At 71.6% G+C, this 14,403-nt stretch carries 13 protein-coding genes; 9 read left to right on the forward strand and 4 right to left on the reverse strand.

What is annotated here, in order from left to right:
- Positions 1–16: 16 nt before the first annotated feature.
- On the reverse strand, positions 17–1,444 hold the full coding sequence (locus ABZ893_RS00075) for an NAD(P)/FAD-dependent oxidoreductase (protein ID WP_361394228.1): 1,428 nt from the start codon (positions 1,442–1,444) through the stop codon (positions 17–19).
- Between the two features lie 126 nt (positions 1,445–1,570).
- Between ABZ893_RS00075 and trxA the strand changes: the two genes are divergently transcribed.
- The 7 genes from trxA to ABZ893_RS00110 all read left to right on the forward strand — a co-directional run bounded on the left by trxA (position 1,571) and on the right by ABZ893_RS00110 (position 7,541).
- On the forward strand, positions 1,571–1,981 hold the full coding sequence (gene trxA, locus ABZ893_RS00080) for a thioredoxin (protein WP_361394231.1): 411 nt from the start codon (positions 1,571–1,573) through the stop codon (positions 1,979–1,981).
- Positions 1,982–2,127: 146 nt separating this feature from the next.
- A complete protein-coding gene (locus ABZ893_RS00085; protein WP_361394234.1) occupies positions 2,128–2,586 on the forward strand; it encodes a type II toxin-antitoxin system PemK/MazF family toxin in 459 nt (152 codons plus the stop codon).
- Between the two features lie 291 nt (positions 2,587–2,877).
- Complete coding sequence (egtA, locus tag ABZ893_RS00090) at positions 2,878–4,170, forward strand: ergothioneine biosynthesis glutamate--cysteine ligase EgtA (RefSeq protein ID WP_361394237.1); 1,293 nt, start codon at positions 2,878–2,880, stop codon at positions 4,168–4,170.
- Positions 4,167–5,501, forward strand: a complete 1,335-nt coding sequence (egtB, locus tag ABZ893_RS00095) for an ergothioneine biosynthesis protein EgtB (RefSeq protein ID WP_361394239.1) — start codon at positions 4,167–4,169, stop codon at positions 5,499–5,501. The genes egtA and egtB overlap by 4 nt, the downstream gene beginning before the upstream one ends.
- Positions 5,501–6,256: an ergothioneine biosynthesis protein EgtC gene (egtC, locus tag ABZ893_RS00100; protein ID WP_361394241.1), complete on the forward strand. Its 756-nt coding sequence runs from the start codon at positions 5,501–5,503 to the stop codon at positions 6,254–6,256. Before egtB ends, egtC begins: the two co-directional genes overlap by 1 nt.
- The gene (gene egtD, locus ABZ893_RS00105) at positions 6,253–7,215 is read left to right on the forward strand and encodes an L-histidine N(alpha)-methyltransferase (RefSeq protein WP_361394244.1); all 963 of its coding nucleotides are present in this window, start codon (positions 6,253–6,255) and stop codon (positions 7,213–7,215) included. The genes egtC and egtD overlap by 4 nt, the downstream gene beginning before the upstream one ends.
- Before the next feature lie 110 nt (positions 7,216–7,325).
- Positions 7,326–7,541, forward strand: a complete 216-nt coding sequence (locus tag ABZ893_RS00110; RefSeq protein WP_361394247.1) for a dodecin — start codon at positions 7,326–7,328, stop codon at positions 7,539–7,541.
- A 56-nt stretch (positions 7,542–7,597) separates the two neighbouring features.
- Here ABZ893_RS00110 and ABZ893_RS00115 read toward each other — a convergent pair whose 3' ends face one another.
- Positions 7,598–8,086: a hypothetical protein gene (locus tag ABZ893_RS00115; RefSeq protein WP_361394251.1), complete on the reverse strand. Its 489-nt coding sequence runs from the start codon at positions 8,084–8,086 to the stop codon at positions 7,598–7,600.
- A 47-nt stretch (positions 8,087–8,133) separates the two neighbouring features.
- Here ABZ893_RS00115 and ABZ893_RS00120 point away from each other — a divergent pair, with 47 nt between their 5' ends.
- Together ABZ893_RS00120 and ABZ893_RS00125 are read left to right on the forward strand one after the other, a co-directional pair.
- Complete coding sequence (locus ABZ893_RS00120; RefSeq protein WP_361394254.1) at positions 8,134–9,141, forward strand: MsnO8 family LLM class oxidoreductase; 1,008 nt, start codon at positions 8,134–8,136, stop codon at positions 9,139–9,141.
- A gap of 61 nt (positions 9,142–9,202) precedes the next feature.
- Entirely contained in the window at positions 9,203–11,566 is a 2,364-nt protein-coding gene (locus ABZ893_RS00125; RefSeq protein WP_361394257.1) for an excinuclease ABC subunit UvrA, read from the forward strand.
- Positions 11,567–11,669: 103 nt separating this feature from the next.
- On the opposite strand, the gene ABZ893_RS00130 is transcribed toward ABZ893_RS00125, so the two are convergent.
- Both ABZ893_RS00130 and ABZ893_RS00135 read right to left on the reverse strand, forming a co-directional pair.
- Entirely contained in the window at positions 11,670–12,419 is a 750-nt protein-coding gene (locus tag ABZ893_RS00130) for a succinate dehydrogenase/fumarate reductase iron-sulfur subunit (protein ID WP_361394259.1), read from the reverse strand.
- Positions 12,416–14,401 (reverse strand): fumarate reductase/succinate dehydrogenase flavoprotein subunit, encoded by a 1,986-nt coding sequence (locus ABZ893_RS00135; RefSeq protein WP_361394262.1) that lies wholly within the window; start codon positions 14,399–14,401, stop codon positions 12,416–12,418. The genes ABZ893_RS00130 and ABZ893_RS00135 overlap by 4 nt, the downstream gene beginning before the upstream one ends.
- Between the last annotated feature and the right edge of the window lie 2 nt (positions 14,402–14,403).

A 14,403-nucleotide genomic window follows, 5' to 3' on the forward strand; every position in this document is an offset into this window, starting at 1 on the left:
GCGCCCCCTCCGGCACTCACCCCCGATAAGCCTCCAGCAGCCGCAGCCACACCTCGCTGATCGTCGGATACGACGGGACCGCGTGCCACAGTCGGTTGATGGGGACCTCGCCCGCCACCGCGACCGTGGCCGAGTGGATGAGTTCGCCCACGCCCGGGCCGACGAAGGTGACGCCCAGGAGGATCTCGCGGTCGAGGTCGACGATCATGCGGGCGCGGCCGCGGTAGCCGTCGGCGTAGAGGCCCGCGCCCGCCGCCGAGGCGATGTCCTGGTCGACAGCGCGGACGCGGTGGCCCGCCGCCTCGGCCTCCGCGAGGGTGAGGCCCGCCGAGGCCGCCTCGGGGTCGGTGAAGACGACCTGCGGTACGGCCGAGTGGTCGGCGGTCGCCGCGTGGGCGCCCCAGCGGTCCGTCTCCAGGAGCGGCACGCCCTGCGCGCGGGCCGCGATGGCCGCGCCCGCGATGCGCGCCTGGTACTTGCCCTGGTGGGTGAGGAGCGCGCGGTGGTTCGCGTCGCCGACCGCGTACAGCCAGGTGCTGCCCTCGACGCGGAGGCTGTCGTCGACGGGGATCCACGAACCGGGTTCGAGGCCGACCGTCTCCAGGCCGATGTCGTCCGTGCGGGGTGCGCGGCCCGTGGCGAAGAGGATCTCGTCGGACTCCAGGGTCGAGCCGTCGTCCAGGGTGGTGATGACGGTGCCGGTGGTGTCCCGGGTGACGCCCTTCACGGACACGCCGGTCCGCACCTTCGCGCCGGCCGCGGTGAGCGCCTCGGTGACCAGTTCGCCGGCGAACGGCTCCATCCGGGGAAGCAGGCCCTGGCCCCGTACGAGCATCGTGACCTGGGAGCCGAGGCCCTGCCAGGCCGTGGCCATCTCCGCGGCGACGACTCCCCCGCCCACCACGACGAGACGGCCCGGCACCTGCTGGGCGCTCGTGGCCTCGCGGCTGGTCCACGGCTCGACGTCGGCGAGGCCCGGCAGATCGGGGAGCGCGGCGCGCGTACCCGTGCAGACGGCGACCGCGTGCCGGGCCACGAGGACGTGTTCCGTACCGTCGGCGCCGGTGACCGTGACGCGGCGGGCGCCGGCGAGGCGGCCCTTGCCCCGGTACAGGTCCGCGCCGATGGAATCCAGCCAGCGCACCTGGCCGTCGTCCTTCCACTGCGAGGTGTACCAGTCACGGTGGGCGAGAACCGCCGGCGCGTCCAGCGGCCCGTCGACCGACTGCCGCAGCCCTGGCACCCGGCGGGCGTCGGAGCGGGCGATGACCGGCCGCAGCAGCGCCTTGCTCGGCATACACGCCCAGTACGAGCATTCGCCGCCGACCAGCTCGCTCTCGACCACCGCGGCGCTGAGGCCCCCCGCGCGCACCCGGTCCGCGACGTTCTCCCCGACCGGCCCCGCGCCCAGAACCACCACGTCGTATGTGCTCTCATCCGTCATGGGCCCCAGTGTGGTCGTAGGTGTGCGCCGGGGCCACACGGGTACGCGCGCGGAATACGTCCGTTACCGGGACCGTTGTGAAGAGCGGCTCAGCACCGCAACCAGAAGGCAGGAAGAGGGCACATCATGAGCAGCACCACCGTGGAGCTCACCAAGGAGAACTTCGACCAGACGGTCACGGACAACGAGTTCGTGCTGATCGACTTCTGGGCGTCCTGGTGCGGGCCGTGCCGCCAGTTCGCGCCCGTGTACGAGAAGGCTGCGGAGGCCAATCCCGATCTGGTCTTCGGCAAGATCGACACGGAGGCGCAGCCGGAGCTGGCGTCGGCGTTCGGTATCCAGTCCATCCCGACGCTGATGATCGTGCGTGACCAGGTCGCGGTGTTCGCGCAGCCCGGTGCCCTCCCGCAGGAGGCCCTCGACGACGTGATCGGCCAGGCCCGGAAGCTGGACATGGACGAGGTGCGCCGGTCCATCGCCGAGCAGCAGGCCAAGGCGGGCGAGAACGGCGAGGCCGCGGCCGGCGAGCAGGTCTGACGCCGCCCGGCCCCACACGAGAGAAGCCGCCGGTCCCCTGTCACGAACGGGGTCCGGCGGCTTCTTCATGCACCGGCCGGCACCACATGTGCTACCACCCGGGCCCCGCACGCACGTTGAGATCATCAGGCTCTAAGGTCACCCGCGTGACTGCCTTCATCGAAGATCCGCAAGCTGACAACCACCCTGGCCGGACCGGCGCTACCGCCACCGTCCTGATCGACCCGCTCAAGGTGGGCAAGGTGCGCACCGAGTACGCGCCGGCCCACGACGGCGACCCCGACCCCGGCGAGATCGTGTGGACGTGGGTGCCGTTCGAGGAGAACGACGGCCGGGGCAAGGACCGGCCCGTTCTCGTCGTCGCCAGGGAGGCCGGCGGCACTCTGCTGGCCGTACAGCTGTCGAGCAAGCGGCACGACAGTGACCGCGAGTGGGTGCCGATCGGCAGCGGGCCGTGGGACCGCGAGGGCCGTGACTCGTGGGTGGACCTCGACCGTGTGCTGCGGGTCCATGACCGCGGTATGCGGCGGGAGGCGTGCGCCCTCGACCGCGGGCGGTTCAATCTCGTGGTGCTGCGGCTCAGGGAGCGCTACGGCTGGCGCTGATCCGCGTACGTAAGCGCGTACGTCCGCGTGGCGGCGGCTCGTCGTACCGGCCCGCCGTCACGCCCCTCCCTACGGCGCCCTCGTGGTCGTCCTCCTGAACACCTGATGTGCGCCCGGCGACACCCTGCGCAACAGATCCCCGCCGCCCGAGGGGCACCCTTGTGCGATTTCCGGTGAGGGTTTTGGGTGGAGGCCGAGTACCGCCACCCGGCCCGGCCACACCGCCGTCGAGTCGACGGCACGGCCCCCACCGGGGACGATGAAGGCGTACAGATCAGGAGGATCCTGAACATGCCCGAGGGAGACTGTACGGAGCTCGATACGACGGCCCTGGTCACCGAGGCCGAGGCCGAGGCGCTGGTCCACGGGATCTGCTTCAAGACCGGGCCGCCCCGCACCGTGGGTGTCGAAGTGGAGTGGCTCGTCCACGAGCCGCGCAGGCCGCACGTCCCGTTGCCGGCCGAACGCCTCGACGCGGCCTACGCCGCGCTCGGTGCCCTGCCCATCAGCTCGGCCGTCACGGTCGAGCCCGGCGGCCAGCTGGAGCTCAGCTCCCGGCCCGCCGCCTCGCTCATGGACTGCGTGACGGCCGTGTCGGCTGATCTGACGGCCGTCCGCAACACACTCTCCGCCCACGGACTCGCCCTGACGGGCCAGGGCACGGACCCCTGGCGCCCGTCGCGCCGGCTGCTCCACGCACCGCGCTACGACGCGATGGAGATCTGGCTCGACCGGGCCGGGCCCGCGGGCCGGGCCATGATGTGCTCGTCCGCGTCCGTCCAGGTGTGTCTCGACTCCGGGTACGAGGAGCCGGGACCCCTGGGCCACGGCAGACGCTGGCGCCTTTCACATCTGCTCGGCGCCGTCCTGGTGTCCGCCTTCGCCAACTCGCCCATGCTGTACGGGCGTACCACCGGTCTGCGCTCCACGCGTCAGGGTGTGTGGGAGGAGATAGACCCCGGCAGGTCCGGGGCGCCGCCGCTGGACGCGGAGCCGCGCGCCGCCTGGGCGCGGCACGTCCTCGACGCGCCCGTGATGTGTGTGCGCCGGGACAGCGGGCCGTGGGACGTCCCCGAGGACATGTCGCTGCGGACGTGGCTGCGTACCGGAGGACCCCGGCCCGCCACACGCGGTGACGTCGACTACCACATGACCACCCTGTTCCCTCCGGTGCGCCCGCGCGGGCATCTCGAACTGCGCATGATCGACGCCCAGCCGGGTGACGACGGGTGGATCGTGCCGCTCGCCGTGACGACCGCGCTGTTCGACGATCCGGAGGCCGCCGAGACCGCGTACCGCGCCGTGAAGCCGCTCGCCGAACGTGCGGGCCCGCTGCCCGCGCCGCACAATCCTCTGTGGCGGGACGCCGCGCGGCTCGGCCCCTCGGACCCCGAGCTCGCCGAGACGGCCGTCACCTGCTTCGTCGCGGCGCTCGACGCACTGCCCCGGCTCGGCGCGTCGCCCGGTGTCCTCGCCGCCGTCGCGGAGTTCATGAACCGCTACGTGTTAAGGGGCCGCTGCCCCGCCGACGACCTGCTCGACCGTATCGGGGCACCCGCCCCCGGGAGGACCGTCACCTCATGACCGTACGGAGCGAAGACACCACTCTGGATCCCGAGGCGCTGCGGGAGCTTGCGCGGACCGCGCTGCTCCGGGCGCGGGACCGGACGACGCTGCTCACGAGCTGTGTCGAGGAGCCGGAACTCACCGCGCAGCACTCGCCGTTGATGTCGCCGCTGGTCTGGGACCTGGCGCACATCGGCAACCAGGAGGAGCAGTGGCTGCTGCGCGCGGTCGCGGGGCGTGAGGCGATGCGCCCGGAGATCGACCCGCTGTACGACGCGTTCGAGCATCCGCGTGCCGAGCGCCCGAAGCTGCCGCTGCTCGCCCCGGACGAGGCGCGCGGGTACGCGGCGGAGGTGCGGGGCCGGGCGCTGGACGTCCTGGAGAGCGCGCCGTTCGACGGCACCCGGCTGACCGAGGCGGGGTTCGCGTTCGGGATGATCGCCCAGCACGAGCAGCAGCACGACGAGACGATGCTGATCACGCACCAGCTCCGCGCGGGCGCTCCCGTGCTCACCGCCCCGGATCCGGAGCCCGCGTCTCCGGCCTTCCTCGGGCCTGCCGAAGTCCTCGTGCCCGGCGGCCCGTTCACGATGGGGACGACCGCCGAGCCGTGGGCGCTGGACAACGAGCGGCCCGCGCATCCGCGTCTGGTGCCGCCCTTCCACATCGACACGACGCCGGTGACGAACGGCGAGTACCTGCGGTTCATGGCGGACGGCGGTTACGAGGACGCGCGCTGGTGGGCGCCGGACGGCTGGGCCATGGTGCGCGAGCACGGTCTGGACTCGCCGCTGTTCTGGCGGCGCGAGGGCGGCCAGTGGCTGCGGCGCCGCTTCGGGGTGACCGAGGTGGTCCCGCCGGACGAGCCGGTCGTGCACGTCAGCTGGTACGAGGCGGACGCATTCGCGCGCTGGGCGGGCCGGCGGCTGCCGAGCGAGGCCGAGTGGGAGAAGGCGGCCCGCTTTGATCCGGCGTCCGGTCGGTCGATGCGCTACCCGTGGGGTGACGCGGACCCGACGCCCGAGCGTGCCAACCTCGGCCAGCGCCACCTCCGCCCGGCCCCCGCCGGCAGCTACCCGGCGGGTGAATCCCCGCTCGGCGTACGGCAGTTGATGGGTGACGTGTGGGAGTGGACGGCCAGCGATTTCCTGCCGTATCCGGGGTTCGTGGCCTTCCCGTACCGGGAGTACTCGGAGGTGTTCTTCGGGCCGGACCACAAGGTGCTGCGCGGTGGTTCGTTCGCCGTGGACGCGGTGGCGTGCCGGGGCACGTTCCGCAACTGGGACCTGCCGGTGCGCCGTCAGATCTTCGCGGGGTTCCGCACCGCGCGCGACGCGGAGGAGGACTGATGTGCCGGCATCTGGCCTTCCTCGGCCCGGCGGCCCCGCTCGGCGATGTGCTCGTGGCACCGCCGCACAGTTTGCTGCGCCAGTCGTGGGAGCCACGCCGCCAGCGGCACGGGACGGTGAACGCCGACGGGTTCGGCGTCGGCTGGTACGCGGAGGGGGACCCGATTCCGGCCCGTTACCGCAGGGCCGGGCCCATCTGGGGCGACCAGTCCTTCGCCGATCTCGCCCGGGTGGTGCGCTCCGGGTGCGCGCTCGCGGCGGTCCGGGACGCAACGCTCGACGGCGCGGACGGGGAGGCAGCGGCGGCGCCGTTCGCGTCCGGTCCCTGGCTCTTCAGCCACAACGGCATGGTCACCGGCTGGCCGGGCTCGCTCGCCCCGCTGACCTCGGCGCTGCCTCCCGCCGACCTGCTGTCCATGGAGGCCCGCTGCGACTCGGCGTTCGTCTGGGCGCTGATCCTCAACCGGCTGCGTTCGGGCTACGACGAGGGTCAGGCCCTCGCCGACACGGCCCGTGAGGTCGCCGAGGCCGCCCCCGGTTCGCGTCTCAACTTCCTTCTCACCAACGGCGAGTCGATCGCCGCGACGGCCTGGGGCGACACCCTCTGGTATCTCGCGGGGCCGGGCAGACGCACCGTCGTCGCCTCCGAGCCCTACGACGACGATCCCCACTGGCGCGAGGTGCCGGACCGCACCCTGCTCGCCGCGAGCCGTACCGACGTCCTGCTGACCCCGCTCAAGGAGCACCCCGCGTGAGCCCGTACCAGCTGACCCGCACCCTGCCCGAGGACGCCACCGGCGCCGCGCTGCGCTCCGACGTCCTGCACGGCCTGACCAGCGCGCCCAAGACGCTGCCGCCCAAGTGGTTCTACGACGCGCGCGGCAGCGCCCTGTTCGACGAGATCACGACGCTGGCCGAGTACTACCCGACGCGCGCCGAGCGGGAGATCCTGATCGCCAGGTCCCAGGAGATCGCCGCCGCCACCGGCGCGCGCACCCTCGTGGAGCTGGGTTCCGGTTCCTCGGACAAGACCCGGCATCTGCTCGACGACCTGCCGGACCTGGAGGTGTACATCCCGGTCGACGTCAGCGAGAGCGCGCTGCGGGGCGCCGCCGAGGCGCTGGAAAAGGAGCGGCCGGGCCTCAAGATCCACGCCATGATCGCCGACTTCACGCTCGGGCTCGCCCTGCCGGACGCTCCCGGACCGCGCCTGGCCGCGTTCCTCGGCGGCACCATCGGCAACCTCCTGCCGGACGAGCGCGCCACGTTCCTGTCCTCCGTACGCCGGCTGCTGTGGCCGGGCGACATGCTGCTGCTCGGCACGGACCTGGTGAAGGACGAGTCGGTCCTGGTCGCGGCGTACGACGACGCGGCGGGCGTGACGGCCGCGTTCGACAAGAACGTGCTGAGTGTCGTCAACCGTGAACTGGGCGCCGACTTCGACCTGGACGGCTTCGAGCACGTCGCGCTGTGGGACGCGGAGCACGAGTGGATCGAGATGCGGCTGCGCGCCACGGCCCCGCAGACCGTCAAGATCCCCGCGCTCGACCTGGCCGTCGGCTTCGAGGACGGTGAGGAGCTGCGTACGGAGATCTCCGCGAAGTTCCGCGAGGAGGGGGTCCGGGCCGAACTCGCGGCCGCGGGGCTGCGTATGACGCACTGGTGGACGGACACGGAGTCGCGCTTCGCGCTGTCCCTCAGCCGCGTCGACTGACAGCCGGACGATCGTCGCCGGGGTGGCGCGAGCCCGTTCCCTGGTCGCGGTCCCCGGCGACCTGAGGCACCGTATTAAGGACGACCACCGCACGGGCCGAGGAGGCCTTCATGTCCGATCACACGTACCGGGTCACAGAGATCGTCGGCACCTCCCACGAAGGGATCGACCAGGCCATCCGCAACGGCATCTCCCGCGCCTCGCAGACGCTGCGCGGTCTGGACTGGTTCGAGGTGTGCCAGGTGCGCGGCCACATCGAGGACGGGCAGATCAAGCACTACCAGGTGGGCCTGAAGGTCGGCTTCCGCCTGGAGGACGAAGCCTGAGTCCAGGCCCGGTACGCCCAGGCCCGGTGCGCCCTGAAGCGCGGGGTCCGGTCCGCTCAGGTCCGGCCCTCGCGCTCCTGGGCGTCCTTGAGCGCCTCGGACTCGCTCGCCCACCGCGCGCGCACGACGGTGAAGCCGGCCCGTTCGGCCTCGTCGCACACGAGCTCGTCGTCGTCGACGAGCATCCGTACCTCCCGGCCCCGCGACAGCTTGCGGAGCGTCTCCAGCTTGGTGCTGCGCGCGGGCCTGCGGTCGTCGTTACGGCGCATCCAGACCCGCCCGTCGGGCAGCCCCTGTGCGGCGAGCCACGCCTCGGTGTCGGCCCGGCAGCGCTCTGGGCGGCCGGTGAGGTAGACGACCTCGCATTCGCGGGCGCTGTCGAGGGCCAGGGCCACTCCCTTGGCGAGCGGCGGGTCGTGGGGAGCGGCGGCGAAGAAGGCCGCCCAGTCGCGCGGCGTGCGCTCCAGGAAGCGCTGCCGGTGGGCCGTGTCGGCGAGCGTGTTGTCGAGGTCGAACACGGCGAGGGGTCTGCTGTCGCGGGTCACCTGACCAGCGTAGGGAATCATGGCGCGGCACAGACGTTGAACGGTGTGTGAGCTCAGTGATCGCATCCACCCGGTTCTCCGTACTCGACCGTTCGCGCACCCGTGAGGGGCACGACGGCCCCGAGGCGCTCCGCGACACCGTGCGCCTGGCCCAGGAAGCCGAAGCGCTCGGGTATCACCGCTTCTTCGTGTCGGAACATCACGGGGTGTCGGGCGTCGCGGGTTCGGCGCCGACCGTGCTCGCGGCGGCGGTGGCCGCGGCCACCCGCACCATCCGGGTCGGTACGGGCGGTGTGATGCTGCCGAACCACCAACCCCTGGTCGTGGCCGAGCAGTTCGGGGTTCTGGAGTCCCTTTTCCCCGGCCGGATCGACATGGGGCTCGGCCGGTCGGTGGGGTTCACGGGCGGGGTGCGCAAGGCGCTCGGCCGGGCCAAGGAAGACGCCGACGACTTCGCCGGGCAGCTCGCCGAACTGCTCGCGTTCTTCCGGGGCACGTCCGCGACGGGGGTGCGCGCCCGCCCCTCGGACGGCATGACCGTCCCGCCGTTCGTGCTCGCCATGGGTGAGGGCGCCACGATCGCCGCCGAGGCCGGGCTCCCGATGGTGATCGGCGACCTCCGGAACCGCGAGAAGATGCTGCGCGGCATCGACCAGTACCGCGCCGCGTTCCGCCCGTCCGCGTGGGCGAGCGAGCCGTACGTCGTCGTCTCGGGCACGGTCGCTGTCGCCGCCACGACGGAGGCGGCCCGCCGGCTACTGATCCCGGAGGCGTGGTCGATGGCGTATTCCCGCACGCACGGCACGTTCCCGCCGCTGCCGCCCGCCGAGCGCGTGGAGGCGCTGACGATGACGTCGAAGGAGCGGGACTTCTACGAGTCCGGGCTGCGCGGCCACATCGCGGGCACCGAGGACGAGGTCGCGGACGAGCTGGAGACGCTGATCAAGGAGAGCGGCGCGCAGGAAGTGCTGGTCACGACCAGTACGTACGACCGGGAGGGCCTGCTCGAGTCGTTCCGCGGGCTCGCCCGGGTAGCCGGTCTCGGCGGCGCCTAGAATCGTGGGGTTTGCCCAGCACAGAGTCATGTCACCCGAGCCGCCGTACGGAGCCCGCGCCATGGACGACCCCCACGACCCGTTCGTCCGCGTCCGGGGTGCCCGCGAGCACAACCTCCGGGGCGTCGACGTGGACATCCCCCGCGACGTGCTCGCCGTCTTCACCGGGGTGTCCGGCTCGGGGAAGTCCTCGCTCGCGTTCGGGACGATCTACGCCGAGGCGCAGCGCCGCTACTTCGAGTCCGTGGCCCCGTACGCGCGTCGCCTCATCCATCAGGTGGGTGCGCCCAAGGTCGGGGAGATCACCGGGCTTCCGCCGGCCGTCTCGCTCCAGCAGCGGCGCTCCTCCCCCACGTCCCGGTCCTCCGTCGGCACGGTCACCACACTCTCCAACTCACTGCGGATGCTTTTCTCGCGGGCCGGCACCTACCCGCCGGGCGCGCAGCGGCTCGACTCGGACGCGTTCTCGCCGAACACGGCGGCCGGGGCGTGCCCCGAGTGCCATGGGCTCGGCCTGGTGCACCGCACGACGGAGGCACTGCTCGTACCCGATCCGGCGCTCTCGATCCGCGAGGGCGCGATCGCCGCGTGGCCGGGTGCCTGGCAGGGCAAGAACCTGCGGGACGTGCTCGACGCGCTCGGGTACGACGTCGACCGGCCCTGGCGTGACCTGCCGCAGGACGAACGGGACTGGATCCTGTTCACGGACGAGCAGCCGGTCGTCACGGTCCACCCGGTGCGGGACGCGGGCCGGATCCAACGCCCGTACCAGGGCACGTACATGAGCGCGAACCGGTATGTGCTGAAGACGTTCGCGGACTCCAAGAGCCAGACGCTGCGCACGAAAGCGGAGCGGTTTCTCGACAGCGCTCCGTGTCCGGTGTGCGGCGGGGCGCGGCTGCGGGCGGAGGCGCTGGCGGTCACGTTCGCCGGGCGGACGATCGCGGAGCTGGCGCATTTGCCGCTCGCCGATCTTGCGCAGCTGCTGGACGTGCCGGACGACGCGTCGGAGACCGCGCGGGTCCTGACAGCCGACCTCCGGGCCCGTATCGCCACCGTCACCGAGCTCGGCCTCGGCTACCTCGGCCTGGACCGGGCCACCCCCACGCTCTCCGCCGGAGAACTCCAACGTCTGCGTCTGGCAACGCAGTTGAGGTCCGGCCTGTTCGGCGTGGTCTACGTCCTCGACGAACCGTCGGCAGGTCTGCACCCGGCCGACACGGAGTCGCTGCTCACCGTCCTCGACCGGCTCAAGGCGTCCGGCAACTCGGTGTTCGTCGTCGAGCACCATCTCGACGTGATGCGCAAGGCGGACTGGCTGGTCGACGTGGGTCCGCTCGCCGGGGAGCACGGCGGGCGCGTGCTGCACAGCGGTCCGGTGGCGGATCTGGCGTCCGTGGCGGACTCGGCGACGGCGCGGTTCCTGTTCGGGCGCGAGCAGGCACCGGAACGTGCGGTCCGGGAGCCGCGGGGGTGGCTGAAGGTGGGACCGGTGACCCGGCACAACCTGCGTGATGTGTCGGCGGACGTGCCACTCGGCGCGTTCACTGCGGTCACGGGTGTCTCGGGGTCCGGGAAGTCCACGCTGATCGGCTCGGTCACGGAGGAGCTTGAGGGCGTGGGCCGCCTCGTGGTCGTCGACCAGAAGCCGATCGGGCGCACCCCGCGCTCCAACCTCGCCACGTACACCGGCCTCTTCGACGTCGTACGGAAGGTGTTCGCGGCGACCGGCGAGGCGAAGACACGTGGTTACGGGGTGGGGCGGTTCTCGTTCAACGTGGCCGGGGGCCGCTGCGAGACCTGCCAGGGCGAGGGGTTCGTCAGCGTCGAACTCCTCTTCCTGCCGAGTACGTACGCGCCGTGCCCGGACTGCGCGGGCGCGCGCTACAACCCTGAGACCCTGGAAGTGGGTTACCGGGGCCGGAACATCGCGGAAGTCCTCGATCTGACGGTGGAGGGTGCCGCCGCGTTCTTCGAGGAGGCGGGCGACGACGCGCCGGCCGTCGTCCGAAGTCTGCGCACCCTTCTGGATGTGGGGCTCGGGTATCTGCGTCTTGGCCAGCCCGCCACCGAGTTGTCCGGCGGCGAGGCCCAACGCATCAAGCTGGCAAGCGAGTTGCAGCGGCTACGGCGAGGCCACACCCTCTATCTGCTCGACGAGCCGACGACGGGTCTGCACCCGGCCGACACCGATGTGCTGATGCGGCAGTTGCACGGGCTGGTCGACGCGGGCAACTCCGTCGTCGTGGTCGAGCACGACATGATGGTCGTCGCGGGGGCGGACTGGGTGATCGATCTGGGGCCGGGTGGGGGTGACGCGGGCGGGCATGTCGTGGCTGCGGGGCCGCCGTCGGAGGTGGCTCGGGCTGCGGGTAGTCGTACTGGGCCATATCTCGCGGAGGCGCTGTCAGGTCAGACCCGGTGAGTGGGCCGGAAAACCTTGACGGGACCGGGGGTTGAGCACCACGTCCGGTCCCGTCCGCCCGCGCTGTGTCGCGGGACGTCTTTCATGCGGCTGCCTTACGGCGTCAGCCCCTGCTCACCTTCCGGGTCGCCCGCAGCCACTCCTTGTTCATGGCAGCGATGGACGGCAGCGGGATGCCCTTCGGGCAGGCCGTGGCGCACTCGCCGGTGAGGGTGCAGCCGCCGAAGCCCTCCGCGTCCATCTGCCCGACCATGTCGAGGACACGTGTCTCACGTTCGGGCGCGCCCTGCGGAAGCACGTTGAGGTGGTTGACCTTGGCCGAGGTGAACAGCATGGCCGAACCGTTCGGGCAGGCCGCCACACACGCTCCGCAGCCGATGCACTCGGCGTGCTCGAACGCGAAGTCCGCGTCGGGCTTGGGCACGGGGGTGGCGTGTGCCTCGGGCGCGGCGCCGGTCGGCGCGCTGATGTAGCCGCCGGCCTGGATGATGCGGTCGAAGGCGGTGCGGTCGACGACGAGGTCCTTGACCACGGGGAACGCGGAGGCGCGCCACGGCTCGATGTCGATCGTGTCGCCGTCCTTGAAGGACCGCATGTGGAGCTGGCAGGTCGTGGTGCGCTCGGGGCCGTGCGCATCGCCGTTGATGACGAGCGAGCAGGCTCCGCAGATGCCCTCGCGGCAGTCGTGGTCGAAGGCGACGGGGTCGTCGCCCTTGAGGATGAGCTCCTCGTTGAGCGTGTCGAGCATCTCCAGGAACGACATGTCCTGCGAGATGCCGTCCACGTCGTAGGTGGACATGGCGCCTTCGGCGTCGGCGTTCTTCTGGCGCCAGACGCGCAGGGTGAGCTTCATGCGTAGCTCCGCTGAGTGGGGTGGACGTACTCGAAGACGAGGTCTTCCTTGTGCAGGACGGGGGCGGCGCCGGTGCTTGTGCTGTGCTCACCCGGGGGGCGACCCCCGGACCCCCGGTATTCCCAGGCCGCCGCGTAGGCGAACTCGTCGTCGCGGCGGGCGGCCTCGCCGTCCGGGGTCTGCGACTCCTCGCGGAAGTGGCCGCCGCAGGACTCGGCGCGGTGCAGGGCGTCGAGGCACATGAGCTCGGCGAGCTCGAGGTAGTCGACGATGCGGTTGGCCTTCTCCAGCGACTGGTTGAACTCCTCGCCGGTGCCGGGCACCTTGATGCGGCTCCAGAACTCCTCGCGGATCTGCGGGATGTGGTCGAGTGCCTTGCGCAGGCCCTCGTCGGTGCGGGCCATGCCGCAGAACTCCCACATGAGTTCGCCGAGTTCGCGGTGGAAGGAGTCGGGGGTGCGGTCGCCGTCGACGGCGAGGAGACGAGCGAGGCGGTCGTCGGTCTCGGCGAGGACCTCGCGGACCACGGGGTGGTCGGCGGTCACCTCGTCGGGGTGCGGGTTGCGCGCCAGGTAGTCGTTGATCGTGGACGGCAGGACGAAGTAGCCGTCGGCGAGGCCCTGCATGAGCGCGGACGCGCCGAGGCGGTTGGCGCCGTGGTCGGAGAAGTTGGCCTCACCGATCGCGAACAGTCCGGGGATCGTGGTGGAGAGGTCGTAGTCGACCCACAGTCCGCCCATCGTGTAGTGCACGGCGGGGTAGATGCGCATGGGTGTCTCGTACGGGTTCTCCGCGGTGATCCGCGCGTACATGTCGAAGAGGTTGCCGTACTTCTCCTCGACGGCCTTCCTGCCCATACGGGCGATGGCGTCGGCGAAGTCCAGGTAGACGCCCTGGCCGCCGGGGCCCACTCCCCTGCCCTCGTCGCACACGTTCTTCGCGGCGCGGGAGGCGATGTCGCGGGGGACGAGGTTGCCGAAGGAGGGGTAGATGCGCTCCAGGTAGTAGTCGCGCTCGTCCTCGGGGATCTCGCCGGCGGGGCGGTTGTCGCCCTTGGCCTTGGGCACCCAGATCCGGCCGTCGTTGCGCAGCGACTCGCTCATCAGCGTCAGCTTCGACTGGTGGTCGCCGGTGCGCGGGATGCAGGTGGGGTGGATCTGTGTGAAGCACGGGTTGGCGAAGTAGGCGCCGCGCCGGTGGGCCCGCCAGACGGCGGTGGCGTTGCTGTTCATGGCGTTCGTCGACAGGTAGAAGACATTGCCGTAGCCGCCGGACGCGAGGACGACGGCGTCGGCGAAGTACGTGTCGATCTTGCCGGTGATGAGGTCGCGGGCGACGATGCCGCGGGCCTTGCCGTCGACGACGATGAGGTCGAGCATCTCGGTGCGGGCGTGCATCTCGATGTTGCCGGCGGCGATCTGCCGGGACAGTGCCTGGTAGGCGCCGAGGAGGAGCTGCTGGCCGGTCTGGCCGCGGGCGTAGAAGGTGCGGGACACCTGGACGCCGCCGAAGGAGCGAGTGTCGAGGAGGCCGCCGTACTCGCGGGCGAAGGGGACGCCCTGGGCGACGCACTGGTCGATGATCTCGACGGAGATCTGCGCGAGGCGGTGGACGTTCGACTCGCGCGCGCGGAAGTCGCCGCCCTTGACCGTGTCGTAGAAGAGGCGGTGCACGGAGTCGCCGTCGTTGCGGTAGTTCTTCGCCGCGTTGATGCCGCCCTGCGCGGCGATCGAGTGGGCGCGGCGCGGGGAGTCCTGGAAGCAGAACTGGACTACGTGGTAGCCCTGTTCGGCGAGCGTGGCGCCCGCGGAGCCGCCGGCGAGGCCGGTGCCGACCACGATGACGGTGTGCTTGCGCCGGTTGGCCGGGTTGACGAGCTTCGCCTCGAAGCGGCGGGTGTCCCAGCGCTCGTTGACGGGGCCCTCGGGGGCCTTGGTGTCGACGACCGGCTCTCCGGTCGTGTAGTGGGCGTAGGCGGTCATGG

It is taken from the genome of Streptomyces sp. NPDC046821, from assembly GCF_040645335.1.
GTDB lineage: Bacteria > Actinomycetota > Actinomycetes > Streptomycetales > Streptomycetaceae > Streptomyces.